Genomic DNA, 14,511 nt, shown 5'->3' on the forward strand with positions numbered 1-14,511 from the left:
ATGTCGCAGAACAGCATGCCGCAAAACAAGAAATCTAAATATCATCATGTCAATCCAAACAGTTGGTCATTCAAACTGTTTTTGATTTATGACATATTCATGGTGTTTATTATTGTTTTTAACTTGTTCTGCCTGTGCATGAACTTTTTCCTCATGAGCAATCTTGGCAGTTGGTTCTTTAACAGTATCCACCTGCCCGATGTGCTGAGTTTTTACCGTGAACATTTACATCCATGGGTGATTACTACCGAAGCGTGGTTCATTATCTTTTTGATTGTAGAATTGTTGGTGCGCTGGGCGATTGCCATCATCAACAAGCACCATCAGCGCTGGTTCTTCTTCCCGTTTATACATTGGTACGAAATTTTAGCTATTGTGCCGCATTTACGTTTCCTGCGTTTATTTCGTGCGGGCATTATTGCTTATCGACTGTATGAAATGGGCTATCAAATCGTGCCTTCTGCATGGCAGAAAAAGGCATTGTTCTACTATCGAGTCGTGATGGAAGAACTGTCAGATCGTGTGGTACTTACCGTGTTAGATGGTGTTAAGCATGAGCTCAATACCAGTACAACCCATAAAGACCTAATTAGTAATCTTGTGCAGCATCACCGTGAGATGTTCACCCAAGTTTTAGCTGAGATTTTGCAAGAAAATTTAAGCAAAGAGCTACGTACTGAACGTGAATTGATCGCCAAAAATGTCGGACAAATCGTCAGTCAGGCCATCGAAGACACTCCAGAACTCACGCAGCTATTGCGCTTAGTGCCAATCGTTGGCAGCCGCATTGAACAGCAGATTCAAAGTATCGGGCAACGTTTGGGTGAAAATATTACCCAAGGTTTAATTTCCCCATTGGCTTATCCCAATACATCGACGGCTCAAAAACCCAATCTATATTTAGACATTTCACAGCGTGTTAGCCGTATTGAAATCGAAAATAATGTCCAGCTGGATGAGTTGGTTCGCTCTGCGGTTTTTGAAAGTCTAGAGGCTATTCGTAAGCAAGTGAAAGTAAAACAGTGGCAGCAGATTATGCAGGAACAGGACCAAGCTACAGAATAAACACTTAGTCAAAAATAATTGCGAACTCCGCTAGAGTATTCATGCAAATTGTTCTAGGATTTGCTCTATTTACAACATAACTACTTCGGCACAAAAGTAATAGTTAGAAGTCTCAAGGATTCAATATGGCTGATATACGGATAAAAGGCAAAATGGTCAATGCGATTCGCATTCACCTCGATACCAATGATCATGATGCGATCCGCCAGCAACTTACTCCAATGTTCCAAAAGGCTTTTCCACCCGGAACATTAGCCGTGATTGAAAGTACGGTTGATCAAGAACTAATTGCACTGATTCAACTACTTATTAGTATTGAAATTCAACCGATTGGTGTCACTGAAGGTCCGCTATCGGACCAAGCACGTGCTATCCAATTTCCCGTAGTTCCTGCGGATCGCAAACTACAACAAGTTAAACCGACACGCGAACAAGTGGTTGAAGAACCCGCGCCTGCAGAAGAAAAAACCGAAGATAAAATTGCTGCAGTCGAAGTACCGACCATTCGTCATGCTACGTCGTATCACAATGAAATCTTGCGTACAGGTCAATGTTTAGTCCAAGACCATGGCGATATCATTATTAATGCTGGTATTAATAGCGGTTCAGAAGTAATTGCTTCAGGAAATATACATATTTATGGTAGTGCTCGTGGTAGAGTCATTGCCGGAGCTGGTGGGAACACGGCTGCACGTATTTTCTGCCATTCATTAGAAGCTGAATTGGTTTCAATTGCAGGGACTTACTGTGTCGCTGATGACATTCCACCTCATGTGGTCAAACAGCCAGTACATATTTATTTGAATGACCAGCAAGAGCTAGTATTTGAAGCTTTGCAATTTTAATGTATAAATAATCACCAAACCCCTAATTAAAAAAGGGGATTTAAACCATAACAGGAGTGGATTCGGTGGCGAAAATTGTTGTCGTAACATCAGGTAAAGGTGGCGTAGGTAAAACAACTACAAGCGCATCTTTTGCAACAGGTTTAGCCCTTCGCGGCCACAAAACTGTTGTGATCGACTTTGATGTGGGTTTACGTAACCTTGACTTGATCATGGGCTGTGAACGCCGCGTTGTATATGACTTTGTAAACGTATTGAATAACGAAGCTCGATTACAACAAGCGCTTATTCGCGATAAAGATATTGAAAATCTCTACATTTTGCCAGCATCTCAAACACGTGATAAAGACGCGTTAACAGATGAAGGTGTAGCACGTGTGATGGACGAACTTTCTCAAGAGTTCGATTACATTATTTGTGACTCACCTGCGGGTATCGAACGTGGTGCAATTTTAGCAATGTATCATGCTGATGAAGCGATCATTGTGACGAACCCAGAAATTTCTTCGGTACGTGACTCTGACCGTATTATTGGTATGCTCGACAGCAAAACCAAAAAAGTAGAACAAAACGAAGGTCGTATCCGTAAGCATCTCTGTATTACACGTTTCAATCCAGAACGTGCGGATAAACAAGAGATGTTGACGATTGATGACATTTCAAAAGATATTTTACGCGTACCGACTTTAGGTGTTATTCCTGAATGTAAAAGCGTTCTACAAGCATCAAACGAAGGTAAACCAGTGATTCTGTTTACAGAAGAAGCGGCTGGCCAAGCGTATGATGACCTTGTTGCACGTTTCCTTGGTGAAGAGCGCCCTTACCGTCATATTACGGTAAAACCTAAGGGTTGGTTAGCACGTCTATTTGGAGCGTAATCATGGCAGGATTCTGGAGCAAACTTTTTAGCAGCGACGAGAAACCGTCAAGCGCACAAACGGCAAAAGACCGTTTAAAAGTCATCGTGGCATCTGAAAATGGTTTAGGTAAACGCCTTAGCCAAGACAAGATTGACATGATGAAAAAAGAAATCATGCAAGTAGTAAACCGCTATGTTCGTGGTGTAGATGAGCAACATATTCAAATGTCTGTTCGTTCTGAAGCGAATATTGAAATGCTTGAAATGAATATCAATTTGCCTGAAGAACGTTAATCTGAATACTGATTAGTCAAGCAAATTGAATCAAGGCAAAATATGAGCCAGAACAAAGCACTGCTTTGTTCTGGCGCAAGACCAGAAGCTTTGCTTCGAATAGACTAAATGAGTAAAGCCTTGCTTTGCTGATCTAGTCTCAAATTTTGCTTTTTTATATATCAAACCAGCAAGGAGATTGCGATGGCATTATCTCAGCCAGCAACGTTCAACGAAGAATGGTCAGATGAGCGTGTATTTGCCTACCTTACTCAGCTTCCTCCTGAAGGAGTGAATGGCGACTTTCACGTGCTTTACCATGCTTTCAAACATATGCGTCCAAATGACTATGAGCGTCTTTTGACTCAATTCGTTGCCGATGGCCGTGATGTGAACGCAACTAATCCTGAAGGTCAGCGTATTCATGACGTGATTGCTCAATACCCACGTCAAAGCGCAGGTTTCCTCGAAGTATTGGCAAAATTTGCTTAATTTCGAGTAACAAAAAAAAAGCCCGCATCATGCGGGCTTTTTTTATCTGATTTAAAATTAGCATTATTGAATATCATCATAATCAATGCATAGTCAACATGAGCAATGGAAACATCAAGCCAAAACCAATGGTTTGTACACTAATAATGGCCGCCATCAGTTGTGAATCACCTTGATAATAGCGCGTTAAAATATAGGACGATGATGCAGTCGGCAAAGCAAAAAATACCACTAAAATTATCCGTTCAAAATCAGTTAAACAAAGACAACTACTTATCACATAAGCCAAACTCGGCATTAAAACTAATCGCCCAATCGTATTTAAACTCAGACGACGTACATCTGCACGCATCTGCTGAAACTGTAATGCCGCTCCCACAGACAATAAACCCAAAGGTAAACTCATTGCCGCCAATATTTTTAGCAGCTCGGGTAAACCATTAAATAAGGTGAGACCTGATAAATTAAATAGAACACCGACTACACAACCTAGAATGAGCGGATTTTTCGCGATAGAAATACAGGTTTGTCCAAGCTGTTTAACGCTGATATTGGAAAAAGACAGGACAGAAATGATATTCACCAAAGGAACAGCCACAGCAATCAACATCGCAAACATTTGCATGCCTTCTGAGCCAAACAGCGCCCCCATTAATGACAAGCCAATATAGGTATTAAAACGGATATGACTTTGGATATACACGCCAAAACGCTGCACGGGAATATGCATAAACTGCTTGATCCCCCACAACACGATGCTGATCAAACAGGTGCCCGCAACCAGTACTGTCAACATTCGTGAAACAGTGTTCATATCCAATTGCACGGCTGATACATTCAAAAAAAGCAGCACAGGAAATAAAACGTAGTAATTGAGTTTTTCTGAATTTGCCCAGAATTCATCCTGAACAAACTGTGTGTATTTAAGCACATAGCCCATTGCGATTAATGCAACGAGGGGAAACAATGCGACGACGATATTCATGCTATACGCCTTGAAATAAACAAGCTATTTCATCTTTAACCATTTATGTAGCACAATATAATCCTCATCTAGACTCATAACAAAATGAGCAATTACTCATGGCAATGACATTTTCTCAGCTTGAAATTTTTATTAAAGTCGCAGAACAACAAAGCTTTACTCTCGCTGCTCGGCAACTGGGAATTACTCAGTCGGCTGTCTCTCATGCCTTAAAGTGTTTAGAGCAACATTGGAATGTCAGCTTATTTAGCCGTGAGCAAGGCGAAATAAGCCTGACCCACATCGGTCAGCAGTTATTGCTACATGCCAAAGAAGTCATCAATACCGCACAAATCATGCAGCAAGAAGTGCATGCCGCACATGGTATTCAACAAGGAACGCTGAGAATTGGTTCGTTTGGTTCTTCTAGTTCGATTCATCTGCTTCCAGAGCTGCTCAAAGCGTATCGGGAGCGCTATCCGCATATTGAAATCTATGTCGAAGAAGGTACCGATGCAGAAGTGTCACGTTGGATTTCTGAACGTCAGATTGATGTTGGTTTTGCTGTACTCCCTAAGCCGCAGCTGTTCACTTTCCCCCTAATTCAAGACATTTTCATTGCCTTGATTCCAGATAGTTATTCAGTTTCCAAACACAGTCATTTAAATATCCAAGACCTGCAAAACTACCCCTTTATTATGACCCGTGCAGGCAGCCAGTCCCATGTGGAAAAACTGCTTAAACAACACCACATACAACCTAAAATCACCTATCAAATGTCGCAACTGCTAACCATTTTAAACATGGTGAATTTACAGGAAGGGATTGCTATTGTTGCGGATATGGCGATGCCTACTGAGCTGTTGGCGCTACATCCACATGTGGTTAAACGTCCACTCTTTCCAAATACCCAACGGCAGATTGGACTCGCCGTAAAAAATCAAAAACTCATGAGCCCTGCCTGCAAAGCTTTTATCGAATTGGCCCAGTCCATGTTCTACCAAGATGAGTTCTCAATCTAAAAATAAAAAAACCTGCCGAAGCAGGTTTTTTATTTTAGGACTTAGACCAAAATATCTCGTTTACCATTTGGCCCCATCCCACTGACGATGCCATTTTCTTCCATCTGATCAATAATCCGTGCAGCACGGTTATAGCCGAGACTGAATTTACGCTGTAAAGATGACGTCGATGCTTTACGTGTTTCTAAAACGAAACTAACACATTGATCATACAACGCATCACGGTCTGATCCGCCATCACCATCTTCAAAACCGCGAGATGTCGGCTCTTCATCATAAGGCGTGAGGATTTCATCGACATAATTCGGTTCACCGCGCTCACGCCATGCATCACAAATACGGTTCACTTCATCGTCTGAAATAAACGCGCCATGTACTCGTTCAGGTTCAATTTTACCCGGTCCGAGGAACAACATATCACCATGACCCAGTAAGTCTTCCGCACCACCAGCATCTAAGATAGTACGTGAATCCAGTTTACTGTTCACACGTAGCGCAGCACGGGTTGGAATATTGGCTTTGATCAAACCCGTCACCACATCTACGGTTGGACGCTGTGTCGCCAACAGCAAATGAATCCCTGCTGCACGTGATTTTTGTGCAAGACGGGTAATCATTTCTTCGGCTTTTTTACCCACTTGCATGATCATGTCAGCAAATTCGTCGGCAACAATTACGATCAACGGCATTGGCTGTAAACGTGGCGCACGACTTTGGGTTGCAGAGTCATCTGGCTTCCAAGTTGGATCGATGAGATCTTCACCATTGGCCATTGCTTCTTCAATTTTACGGTTAAAGTCAGTCAGCTTACGCACTTTCATCAAGGACATCAGCTTATAACGACGCTCCATTTCATTGACACACCAGTTCAATGCACTCACCGCATCTTTCATGTCGGTTACAACAGGCGTTAATAAATGTGGAATATCGTTATAGTTGGCAAGTTCCAACTGTTTCGGGTCAATCATGATGAGTCGCAGTTGCTCAGGTGTATATTTCAACAACATCGATAGCAACATGGCATTGACTGCGACTGACTTACCAGAACCTGTAGTACCTGCCACTAACATATGTGGTGCTTTCGCCAAGTCTGCCAAGACAGGATTACCGGAAATGTCTTTACCCATCGCCATACTAAGTAAGGCATTTGGATCACGGTATGCCGGCGTTTCTAACAGCTCAATAAGTCGAACCATTTCACGTGAACTATTCGGAACTTCAATCCCGATATAGGGTTTACCTGGAATCACTTCCACCACACGTACAGAGGCCATAGACATTGAACGCGCCAAGTCACGTGAAATATTGGTCACTTTTGACGCTTTTACACCGGGTGCCAAGTCCAGTTCAAAACGTGTCACGACAGGGCCCGGCTGTGCCTCTACAACTTTAGCTTTGACATTAAACTCTTGCAGCTTAATTTCTAACAGTTCAGACAAACGAGACAATTGCTCTGCAGTGAAATTAACTTTCTTATTCGGATCTACAGGATCTAATATTTCCAATCCCGGCAAAGTCGGTAAATCCAAACGTTTTTGTGCCACTTGCATCGCACGAGACATTGGACGACCAGAGGCATCGGTTAAAGGCGCATCAAAGTCAAAATCATCTTCGAGATCTAAATCGATGTCTTCAGGTTTACCTGCCGTTTCTTGCCACACTTCACGGAATGCATCTTTATTCGAGCTGATTAAGGCTTTTTCATCATCAGATACAAAAGTCTGCGGCTGTGTATTGATTTCAGCACGAACCAAAGGCGTAGATTGCGCATAACTACTGGTTGTACGAACTGGCTGTACCTGTTCTATTGCTCGCTCTGCTTCTTCAACCAGCAAATCATCGAGATCATTAAATTCAGCTTCAGCACTGATATTTTTCGGTGTGGTGAGCGTTGTCGTTTTTGCAGCTGCCACACCTAATCCTACAACAGTTGCAGCAGTACCTGTTGCAAAATCATTTGAATGCGTTGCAGGACTTTCACTTTGTGCTGTATTAAATGGGCTATGCACATCAGTCGCTGTTTTACCATTTGGAACAGCGGCTAACAGCTCATCGAAGATCTCATCATCATCCCAATCCACTGATTTTTTAGCAGGTTGCACCGCTTCTGTCGGAGAAGTCGAATGCACATCCGCTGCTTTGTTGAAATATTCAGTTTGATTGGCAGGCTGCTCTTCTTCTGCAGCTTTCAGTAAAGCATCAATATCTTGTTTGTGCCGTTGGTCATCATTTGAATGCAAGGCACGCCAAACCTCTCCCGTCGCAACAACACGTTGTTGATCTTGCTCAAGCTGACGCACTTTCGCCAAAGTATGTTCAAAATCTTCATCGGATGGTGTAGCAGTCTCCGGCGAATTTACCTTAGATAAATGCTGTGCATTGCCTTCTTTGTCTGCCCATTCTTTATCAGCAATATCATCAAATAAACGCTCAGCAACACGATCACGTACTACAGGGTCAACCTCTACAGCATGATGCTCATGGGCGGGTGTGACTGGTGCAATCACTTTTGATACATTAGTAGCCACACTGCCTTTTTTAGTAGATGGTACGGTACGGTCAAAAGCAGTATCTCCTTCAGGGACATTGCGATAGAACAAATCTTGGAGATAAGCCGGTGTGGACTTCATGGTTGCCCATGTCTTATTCCACTTGATACCAAAGGCCAAAGTGAACAACATGATCCAAAATGCAATGAGAAATACTGCTGCACCATAGACCGTTAAAATTTGTTCAAGACTTTGACCCAGTTCATAACCAATAATCCCGCCCGATGCATTTTCTAAAGTATCTTCGGGAACATTCCAAAACAGGAAAAGTAAACTTGAAGTTGCCAGCAAAATAAAGAACTGAGCGGCATAGCGAAATGGACGGTTTAGAAAACTACGTGGCCACCAGACTTGAATTGCTTCGAGAAATAAATAGACAGGTATCAGCAAACTTGCCCAACCTAAAAATCCATAGAGTAAGTCAGCTATCCATGCGCCTGCGACGCCGCTAGCATTTGAAACTTGCTGAGTATCACTGGATAAATGCATCCATCCCGGATCAAATGGCGTATATGTGACTGTTGCAAGGAACAGATATATCCCAAATGAAACAAGGAATAATGTCATTATTAAGCGCTGTGCATATGCACCCGACACCGCTGTCATATACGTTCCTGTAACCAATTCTTCAATGTTTTTGTCATTACCCACAACAAAAATGGGCTGAATCTAAACCTGTTATTATGCACCTGTTCAATAAAAAAGATGCAAGATAATTTAAGTATAGTTGTTAACTTTATTGTATATAGCTCAAAACGATTTTGATGATCAATAATATCGACTTTAATCTCACACAATCGTTTCAAACTTTGACGTATAATTCCACAAATTATCATATAAAAAAAGGATTCTACGGATGAGCGCTCGTCACTCACGTCTAATTATTTTAGGTTCTGGTCCTGCAGGTTATAGCGCTGCGGTATACGCTGCCCGTGCGAACCTGAAACCGACACTCATCGCAGGTATTCAATTAGGCGGTCAATTGACTACAACGACAGAAGTAGACAACTGGCCAGGTGGTGCAGAAGGTTTAACAGGCCCAGCCCTAATGGAACAAATGCAAGCTCATGCTGAACGTTTTGGTACAGAAATTGTGTATGACCATATCAACGAAGTGGACCTCAATGTTCGTCCGTTCGTGCTTAAAGGCGATATGGAAGAGTTTACTTGTGATGCATTGATTATTTGTACAGGTGCAACTGCACAATATTTAGGTCTTGAATCAGAAGCTGCTTTCATGGGTCAAGGCGTGAGTGCATGTGCAACATGTGACGGGTTCTTCTACAAAAACCAAAAAGTTATGGTTGTCGGCGGCGGTAATACTGCTGTGGAAGAAGCGCTTTATCTTTCAAACATTGCTTCTCATGTCACTCTTGTACACCGTCGCGACACTTTACGATCAGAGAAAATTCTGCAAGATCATCTTTTTGCAAAAGAAAAAGAAGGTAAAATCAGCATCATCTGGAATCACCAAGTGGATGAAGTGATTGGTGATACGACGGGTGTGACTTCTGTACGTATTAAATCTACGCAAGATGATTCAACTCAAAATGTTGATGTCACTGGTATGTTTGTGGCTATTGGTCACAAACCAAACAGCGGTATTTTTGAAGGCCAATTAAACTTACGTGACGGCTACATCCAAGTTCAAAGTGGCACAGCGGGTAACGCAACACAAACGTCTATTCCCGGTGTATTTGCTGCGGGTGATATTGCCGATAGTATCTACCGTCAAGCGATTACTTCTGCAGGTTCAGGCTGTATGGCTGCACTCGATGCTGAAAAATACCTTGATGCACTCGGCGAATAATCTTTTGCTTCAGTCATTTGCTTAGCTAAATAGTTTTAAAAAATTAGCCGACCTGATGGTCGGCTTTTTTATGTATGATAAATATCCGTGTACCTCAATAAGAAGCTTGGCATGCCGATACTCCCTCCTTCTGAATTTACTTTCCCCGATCCAGTTGAATGCGATCCTGATGGTGAAGGCTTAATTTGCATCGGTGCTGACCTCTCCCCTTCCACACTGTTTGAAGCCTATAGTCACGGTCTTTTCCCATGGTTCAGTGAAGGTGATCCAATTTGTTGGTGGTGTCCTGAACCCCGCTGCATTATTCGACCGCATGACTATCATCCGAGTAAATCGTTATTACGCAGCATGAAAAAAATAGACTATAAGATCACCATTAATCATGCGTTTGAAACTGTGATTCGCTCATGTTCTTTGCCGCGTAGTTATGCCAATGAAACATGGATTTCAGAAGATATTATTCAGGGATATTCTGCGCTGTTTGACGCAGGCTATGCTTATAGCATTGAAGTTTGGGAAAACGAGACTGTTGTAGGTGGCCTCTATGGGGTCAATATTGGTCATGGCTGCTTTGGCGAGTCTATGTTTAGTACACGAACAGATGTCTCTAAAATGGCGTTTTACACCTTAATGCTCATCGGGCAAGAGAATCAGTTGCCATGGATTGATTGCCAATTGGTCAACGATCACCTCTTAAGCTTAGGTGCGAGTACACTTTCTCGCCAACAATACCTTAATTCGTTACAAGATGTTGTTAAACAACCCTCTATCGATTGGAAAAAGTATCAGGACAGTGTATTTTCAAGTAAAACAATAGCGCAATGGGCAAGTCTCAGCGCATGACAATAAAAGAGGGATATTACGATGAATTCCTATCAACCGAAGTCCCTGTTGAACGAATTACAGTACTACATCACGCCTCCGCATGATTGTAGCTACTTAGAAAATAAATCTGCCCGGATGGTCTTTCTTGACCCTGTCCATCGTATTGATGTGGTCACGTTATCTGAACTTTCCCGCATGGGTTTTCGTCGTAGTGGTGATTTTGTCTATCGCCCTGAATGTCATCTTTGTCGCCAATGTCTGTCCTCACGTGTGCCTGTTCTTGAATTTCAAATGAACAGCGTGCAAAAAAAAGCGTGGAAACGGAATCAAGATTTAACGGTGAAAATTAGCCGCCCTCAAGATACCGATGCAAAGCATTATGCCCTGTACGAACGCTATATCAATGAACGGCATGCTGATGGTGATATGTACCCACCCAGCCAAGATCAATTTGAAAAATTTTTAATCAATAGCTGCACTGACAGTTTCTTTTTAGAGCTGTGGTTGGATGAGCAACTGATCAGTGTATCTACCTGTGATCCACTCGATGATGGTATTTCAGCGGTATATACCTTTTTTGATCCTGATGAAAGCCGTCGCTCATTAGGTACTTTTGCCATTCTGAAACAAATCGAGCATGCACAAAAGCTTGGACTGCAATATGTCTACTTGGGCTATTGGGTGCCCGATTCGCAAAAAATGAATTATAAATCTCAGTACATTCCACTGGAACTTCTGCTTGATGGACAATGGCGTCGACTCAACCGACCACTGACCCAAGAAGAAATCAGCCAACTGGGGGATTCCCTGATGACCACCCTGCCTTCTGGTTGGAATAATCCTATTATTAAATAAAAGGGATCAACAAAAGATATTCAATAAAAAAGCATCCGTTTATTCACGAATGCTTTCTTTAAATCTGACTACGCTTCACCACTTTTATTTAAATAAAGCTGCAAAATCATCACTACAAGCCTTCACCATAATAATGGCATGTTCTCGTGTTCCATCGGCATTTGGATAATAATTCTTTCGCAAATCGATTTGATGAAAATCCGCTTTTTCATATAAACGGATCGCAGGTTGATTACCTTCTCGTACTTCTAAGAAGATTTGAATGGGGTTATTTTTGAGTAAAGCAATAGATTCATCGAGCATTTGAAAACCTAAGCCTTTGCCTTGCTGGCCCGGATCGATCGCCATCAGCAATAAATTTGCTTCATCTAAAACGGGTTGTAAAATGCAAAAACCTACAACTTTTCCTTGTCGCTCAATCACCGTACTTTGATAGGCAGCAATCGATTCTTGAAATTGTTTTATGGTCCAAGGATGGCTTTGTACGCGGCGCTCGATATCGTAAACCTGCTGTACATCAGCGTCTTGCATCAAACGAATCATCTTCGTTTATCTTTCTATAGCTAGGGTATGCGCATTATAAAAAGTTTGTCTCTAAAGTTGAATAAAAAAAAGAGCGATTTACATCGCCCTTCTCAAAAAGTCACCACAGCGCTGTGATTAGAGACCCAAATAAGCTTTCCACGTTTTTAACAAACCTGAAGTATCTAAATCATTCGGGTGAAAACCAGGTTTAAAATACATCAGCATTTCTTTACCCATACCAGTGATGATGCCTTTTGAAGGGCTATAACCATAGGTATAAATATCTTTTAATGCTTCAAAATTAAGCTTGTTATCTTCTTTTAATAAACGAGCAACAAAGTAGCTTTGTACGAAGAATAAAGTCACCATTGCGCCAATCAATGAACCTGTACGGAGTGCGTAGGCCTTAATTCCCTGACCAAAGACACCTTCAAAAACATCATAAGCCACGGCTTTATGTTCATTTTCTTCAATCGCATGCCACAACCACATATTTTTCATGGTTTCATCTGTCATTAAAACTTGAATATGTGGGTTAACCAATAACTGTGAAGCAATCGTTGCAGTGAAATGCTCAAGTGCCGTAGTTGCGGTTAGATCCACCATTTCTTGAGTAATACCAACAGGTTTACCAATACGTGCAAAGACTTTGCGCACGCCTTGGATAACTCGACCCGTTGCCTTATCAAGCGTTTCGACATCATGACCGTATTTTTGTGCAGAAGCATTGAAGCCTTCATGCTCTTGCGTATGCATGGCTTCCTGACCAATGAAAGCACTAATTTCTTTTTGTAAGGCTTCATTGTTTGCGATCGCTGGGTGTTTACGTACGGCACGCACACTATCAATAAAGAACATTTCACCCGCTGGAAATAAAGCAGATAATGCGGTCATAAAATGTGTCAAACCAGCTGAGCCGTTCATCCAATACTCTGGTACTGCATCAAATTCAAAATTCATGCGACGTACAGGGAAACTTGCACCTGCTCGATTAGTAATCTTTACTTTAGCGTTCATGCCTAACTCCTTTTTGAGTTATTAAATACTCAAACTTTTTATTGGTTTTCTTGAGTTCATATTACGGTTTTATTGAAGCGTAATTATTTCAGTTAAGGACAGTGAATTATCACTAAAGGACAGCTTTAAAAAATATTGTCAGACAATTTCCCCTATCACATTGAATAAGCATAAAAAAAAGCGCCTCAAAGAGGCGCTTTTTTACACACATTTAGTGATTATGCAGTTACTTTAGAAACTACACCAGCACCAACTGTACGGCCACCTTCACGGATCGCAAAGCGTAAGCCAGCGTCCATTGCGATTGGGTGGATTAATTCTACTGACATTTCTACGTTGTCACCAGGCATAACCATTTCAACGCCTTCTTTAAGCGCGATCGCACCAGTTACGTCAGTTGTACGGAAGTAGAACTGTGGACGGTAACCGTTAAGGAATGGAGTATGACGGCCACCTTCGTCTTTAGAAAGTACGTATACTTCTGCGTCGAATTTAGTATGCGGTTTGATTGTACCTGGTTTAGCAAGTACTTGACCACGTTGAACGTCTTCACGTTTAGTACCACGTAGAAGAACACCACAGTTCTCGCCCGCACGACCTTCGTCAAGAAGTTTACGGAACATTTCTACGCCAGTTACAGTTGTTTTAACTGTATCTTTAATACCAACGATTTCAACTTCTTCGCCTACTTTCACGATACCAGTTTCAACACGGCCAGTTACTACTGTACCACGACCTGAAATTGAGAATACGTCTTCGATTGGCATAAGGAATGCTTGGTCGATAGCACGTTCTGGTTCTGGGATGTAAGAGTCAAGAGCTTCAACAAGAGCAACTACAGCATCTTCGCCGTATTGACCAGCTTCACCATTAAGCGCTGCAAGAGCAGAACCACGGATTACTGGAGTGTCGTCGCCTGGGAAGTCATAAGTAGAAAGAAGTTCACGAACTTCCATTTCTACTAATTCAAGAAGCTCTTCGTCGTCAACAAGGTCGCATTTGTTTAGGAATACAACGATGTAAGGTACACCTACCTGACGAGAAAGAAGGATGTGTTCACGAGTTTGTGGCATTGGACCATCAGTCGCAGCACATACAAGGATCGCACCATCCATTTGCGCAGCACCAGTAATCATGTTTTTAACATAATCGGCGTGACCTGGGCAGTCTACGTGAGCGTAGTGACGGATTGGAGAATCGTATTCTACGTGTGAAGTATTAATTGTAATACCACGTGCTTTTTCTTCTGGTGCAGAGTCGATTGCAGCGTAATCTTTCGCTTCACCACCGAATTTTTTTGCACATACAGTTGCAATTGCAGCTGTTAAAGTAGTTTTACCGTGGTCGACGTGACCAATTGTACCCACGTTAACGTGTGGCTTATTACGTTCGAACTTAGCCTTAGCCATG

Annotated in this window: 14 protein-coding genes; 9 read left to right on the forward strand and 5 right to left on the reverse strand. The window is 42.1% G+C overall.

Features of this window, described 5'->3' with window-relative positions; translation table 11 throughout:
- From FTT77_RS04055 to FTT77_RS04075, 5 genes are all read left to right on the forward strand, one after another.
- The gene (locus tag FTT77_RS04055) at positions 1–1,065 is read left to right on the forward strand and encodes a preprotein translocase subunit SecA (protein ID WP_373683471.1); all 1,065 of its coding nucleotides are present in this window, start codon (positions 1–3) and stop codon (positions 1,063–1,065) included.
- A gap of 125 nt (positions 1,066–1,190) precedes the next feature.
- The gene (gene minC / locus FTT77_RS04060; protein WP_078193110.1) at positions 1,191–1,910 is read left to right on the forward strand and encodes a septum site-determining protein MinC; all 720 of its coding nucleotides are present in this window, start codon (positions 1,191–1,193) and stop codon (positions 1,908–1,910) included.
- A gap of 65 nt (positions 1,911–1,975) precedes the next feature.
- On the forward strand, positions 1,976–2,788 hold the full coding sequence (minD, locus tag FTT77_RS04065) for a septum site-determining protein MinD (protein ID WP_067670152.1): 813 nt from the start codon (positions 1,976–1,978) through the stop codon (positions 2,786–2,788).
- A gap of 2 nt (positions 2,789–2,790) precedes the next feature.
- Positions 2,791–3,063, forward strand: coding sequence for a cell division topological specificity factor MinE (minE, locus tag FTT77_RS04070; protein ID WP_078190039.1), 273 nt, complete (start codon positions 2,791–2,793; stop codon positions 3,061–3,063).
- A gap of 183 nt (positions 3,064–3,246) precedes the next feature.
- On the forward strand, positions 3,247–3,534 hold the full coding sequence (locus tag FTT77_RS04075) for a PA4642 family protein (protein ID WP_067766167.1): 288 nt from the start codon (positions 3,247–3,249) through the stop codon (positions 3,532–3,534).
- Positions 3,535–3,616: 82 nt separating this feature from the next.
- Here FTT77_RS04075 and FTT77_RS04080 read toward each other — a convergent pair whose 3' ends face one another.
- On the reverse strand, positions 3,617–4,519 hold the full coding sequence (locus FTT77_RS04080; protein ID WP_180108959.1) for an AEC family transporter: 903 nt from the start codon (positions 4,517–4,519) through the stop codon (positions 3,617–3,619).
- A gap of 104 nt (positions 4,520–4,623) precedes the next feature.
- Here FTT77_RS04080 and FTT77_RS04085 point away from each other — a divergent pair, with 104 nt between their 5' ends.
- On the forward strand, positions 4,624–5,520 hold the full coding sequence (locus FTT77_RS04085; RefSeq protein WP_168379094.1) for a LysR family transcriptional regulator: 897 nt from the start codon (positions 4,624–4,626) through the stop codon (positions 5,518–5,520).
- 41 nt (positions 5,521–5,561) lie between these two features.
- On the opposite strand, the gene FTT77_RS04090 is transcribed toward FTT77_RS04085, so the two are convergent.
- A complete protein-coding gene (locus tag FTT77_RS04090) occupies positions 5,562–8,675 on the reverse strand; it encodes a DNA translocase FtsK (protein ID WP_180108960.1) in 3,114 nt (1,037 codons plus the stop codon).
- Positions 8,676–8,925: 250 nt separating this feature from the next.
- Between FTT77_RS04090 and trxB the strand changes: the two genes are divergently transcribed.
- The 3 genes from trxB (at position 8,926) to FTT77_RS04105 (ending at position 11,559) form a co-directional block, all read left to right on the forward strand.
- Positions 8,926–9,879, forward strand: coding sequence for a thioredoxin-disulfide reductase (trxB, locus tag FTT77_RS04095; RefSeq protein ID WP_111885274.1), 954 nt, complete (start codon positions 8,926–8,928; stop codon positions 9,877–9,879).
- Positions 9,880–9,990: 111 nt separating this feature from the next.
- Positions 9,991–10,722, forward strand: a complete 732-nt coding sequence (aat, locus tag FTT77_RS04100; protein ID WP_180108961.1) for a leucyl/phenylalanyl-tRNA--protein transferase — start codon at positions 9,991–9,993, stop codon at positions 10,720–10,722.
- Positions 10,723–10,743: 21 nt separating this feature from the next.
- Entirely contained in the window at positions 10,744–11,559 is an 816-nt protein-coding gene (locus FTT77_RS04105) for an arginyltransferase (RefSeq protein WP_180108962.1), read from the forward strand.
- Positions 11,560–11,643: 84 nt separating this feature from the next.
- Here the strand turns inward: FTT77_RS04105 and rimI are convergent, their stop codons facing one another.
- From rimI to tuf, 3 genes are all read right to left on the reverse strand, one after another.
- Positions 11,644–12,102 carry a ribosomal protein S18-alanine N-acetyltransferase gene (gene rimI / locus FTT77_RS04110; protein ID WP_180108963.1) on the reverse strand — a complete coding sequence of 153 codons (459 nt, stop codon included), beginning with the start codon at positions 12,100–12,102 and terminating at the stop codon, positions 11,644–11,646.
- Between the two features lie 117 nt (positions 12,103–12,219).
- Complete coding sequence (locus FTT77_RS04115) at positions 12,220–13,101, reverse strand: metal-dependent hydrolase (protein WP_180008205.1); 882 nt, start codon at positions 13,099–13,101, stop codon at positions 12,220–12,222.
- A 218-nt stretch (positions 13,102–13,319) separates the two neighbouring features.
- Positions 13,320–14,510, reverse strand: a complete 1,191-nt coding sequence (tuf, locus tag FTT77_RS04120) for an elongation factor Tu (RefSeq protein WP_180002848.1) — start codon at positions 14,508–14,510, stop codon at positions 13,320–13,322.
- Position 14,511: the final 1 nt, after the last annotated feature.

The sequence above is a fragment of the Acinetobacter sp. YH01010 genome, from assembly GCF_013420775.1.
Lineage (GTDB): Bacteria > Pseudomonadota > Gammaproteobacteria > Pseudomonadales > Moraxellaceae > Acinetobacter > Acinetobacter amyesii.

Excerpts from the sequence above, each read along its gene's own strand:
- FTT77_RS04105 (WP_180108962.1), top strand. The coding sequence starts at position 10,744 with ATGAATTCCTATCAACCGAAGTCCCTGTTGAACGAATTACAGTACTAC.
- tuf (WP_180002848.1), bottom strand. The coding sequence starts at position 14,510 with ATGGCTAAGGCTAAGTTCGAACGTAATAAGCCACACGTTAACGTGGGT.
- minC (WP_078193110.1), top strand. The coding sequence starts at position 1,191 with ATGGCTGATATACGGATAAAAGGCAAAATGGTCAATGCGATTCGCATT.
- FTT77_RS04115 (WP_180008205.1), bottom strand. The coding sequence starts at position 13,101 with ATGAACGCTAAAGTAAAGATTACTAATCGAGCAGGTGCAAGTTTCCCT.
- aat (WP_180108961.1), top strand. The coding sequence starts at position 9,991 with ATGCCGATACTCCCTCCTTCTGAATTTACTTTCCCCGATCCAGTTGAA.
- FTT77_RS04075 (WP_067766167.1), top strand. The coding sequence starts at position 3,247 with ATGGCATTATCTCAGCCAGCAACGTTCAACGAAGAATGGTCAGATGAG.
- FTT77_RS04090 (WP_180108960.1), bottom strand. The coding sequence starts at position 8,675 with ATGACAGCGGTGTCGGGTGCATATGCACAGCGCTTAATAATGACATTA.
- FTT77_RS04055 (WP_373683471.1), top strand. The coding sequence starts at position 1 with ATGTCGCAGAACAGCATGCCGCAAAACAAGAAATCTAAATATCATCAT.
- minE (WP_078190039.1), top strand. The coding sequence starts at position 2,791 with ATGGCAGGATTCTGGAGCAAACTTTTTAGCAGCGACGAGAAACCGTCA.
- rimI (WP_180108963.1), bottom strand. The coding sequence starts at position 12,102 with ATGATTCGTTTGATGCAAGACGCTGATGTACAGCAGGTTTACGATATC.
- FTT77_RS04080 (WP_180108959.1), bottom strand. The coding sequence starts at position 4,519 with ATGAATATCGTCGTCGCATTGTTTCCCCTCGTTGCATTAATCGCAATG.
- FTT77_RS04085 (WP_168379094.1), top strand. The coding sequence starts at position 4,624 with ATGACATTTTCTCAGCTTGAAATTTTTATTAAAGTCGCAGAACAACAA.
- trxB (WP_111885274.1), top strand. The coding sequence starts at position 8,926 with ATGAGCGCTCGTCACTCACGTCTAATTATTTTAGGTTCTGGTCCTGCA.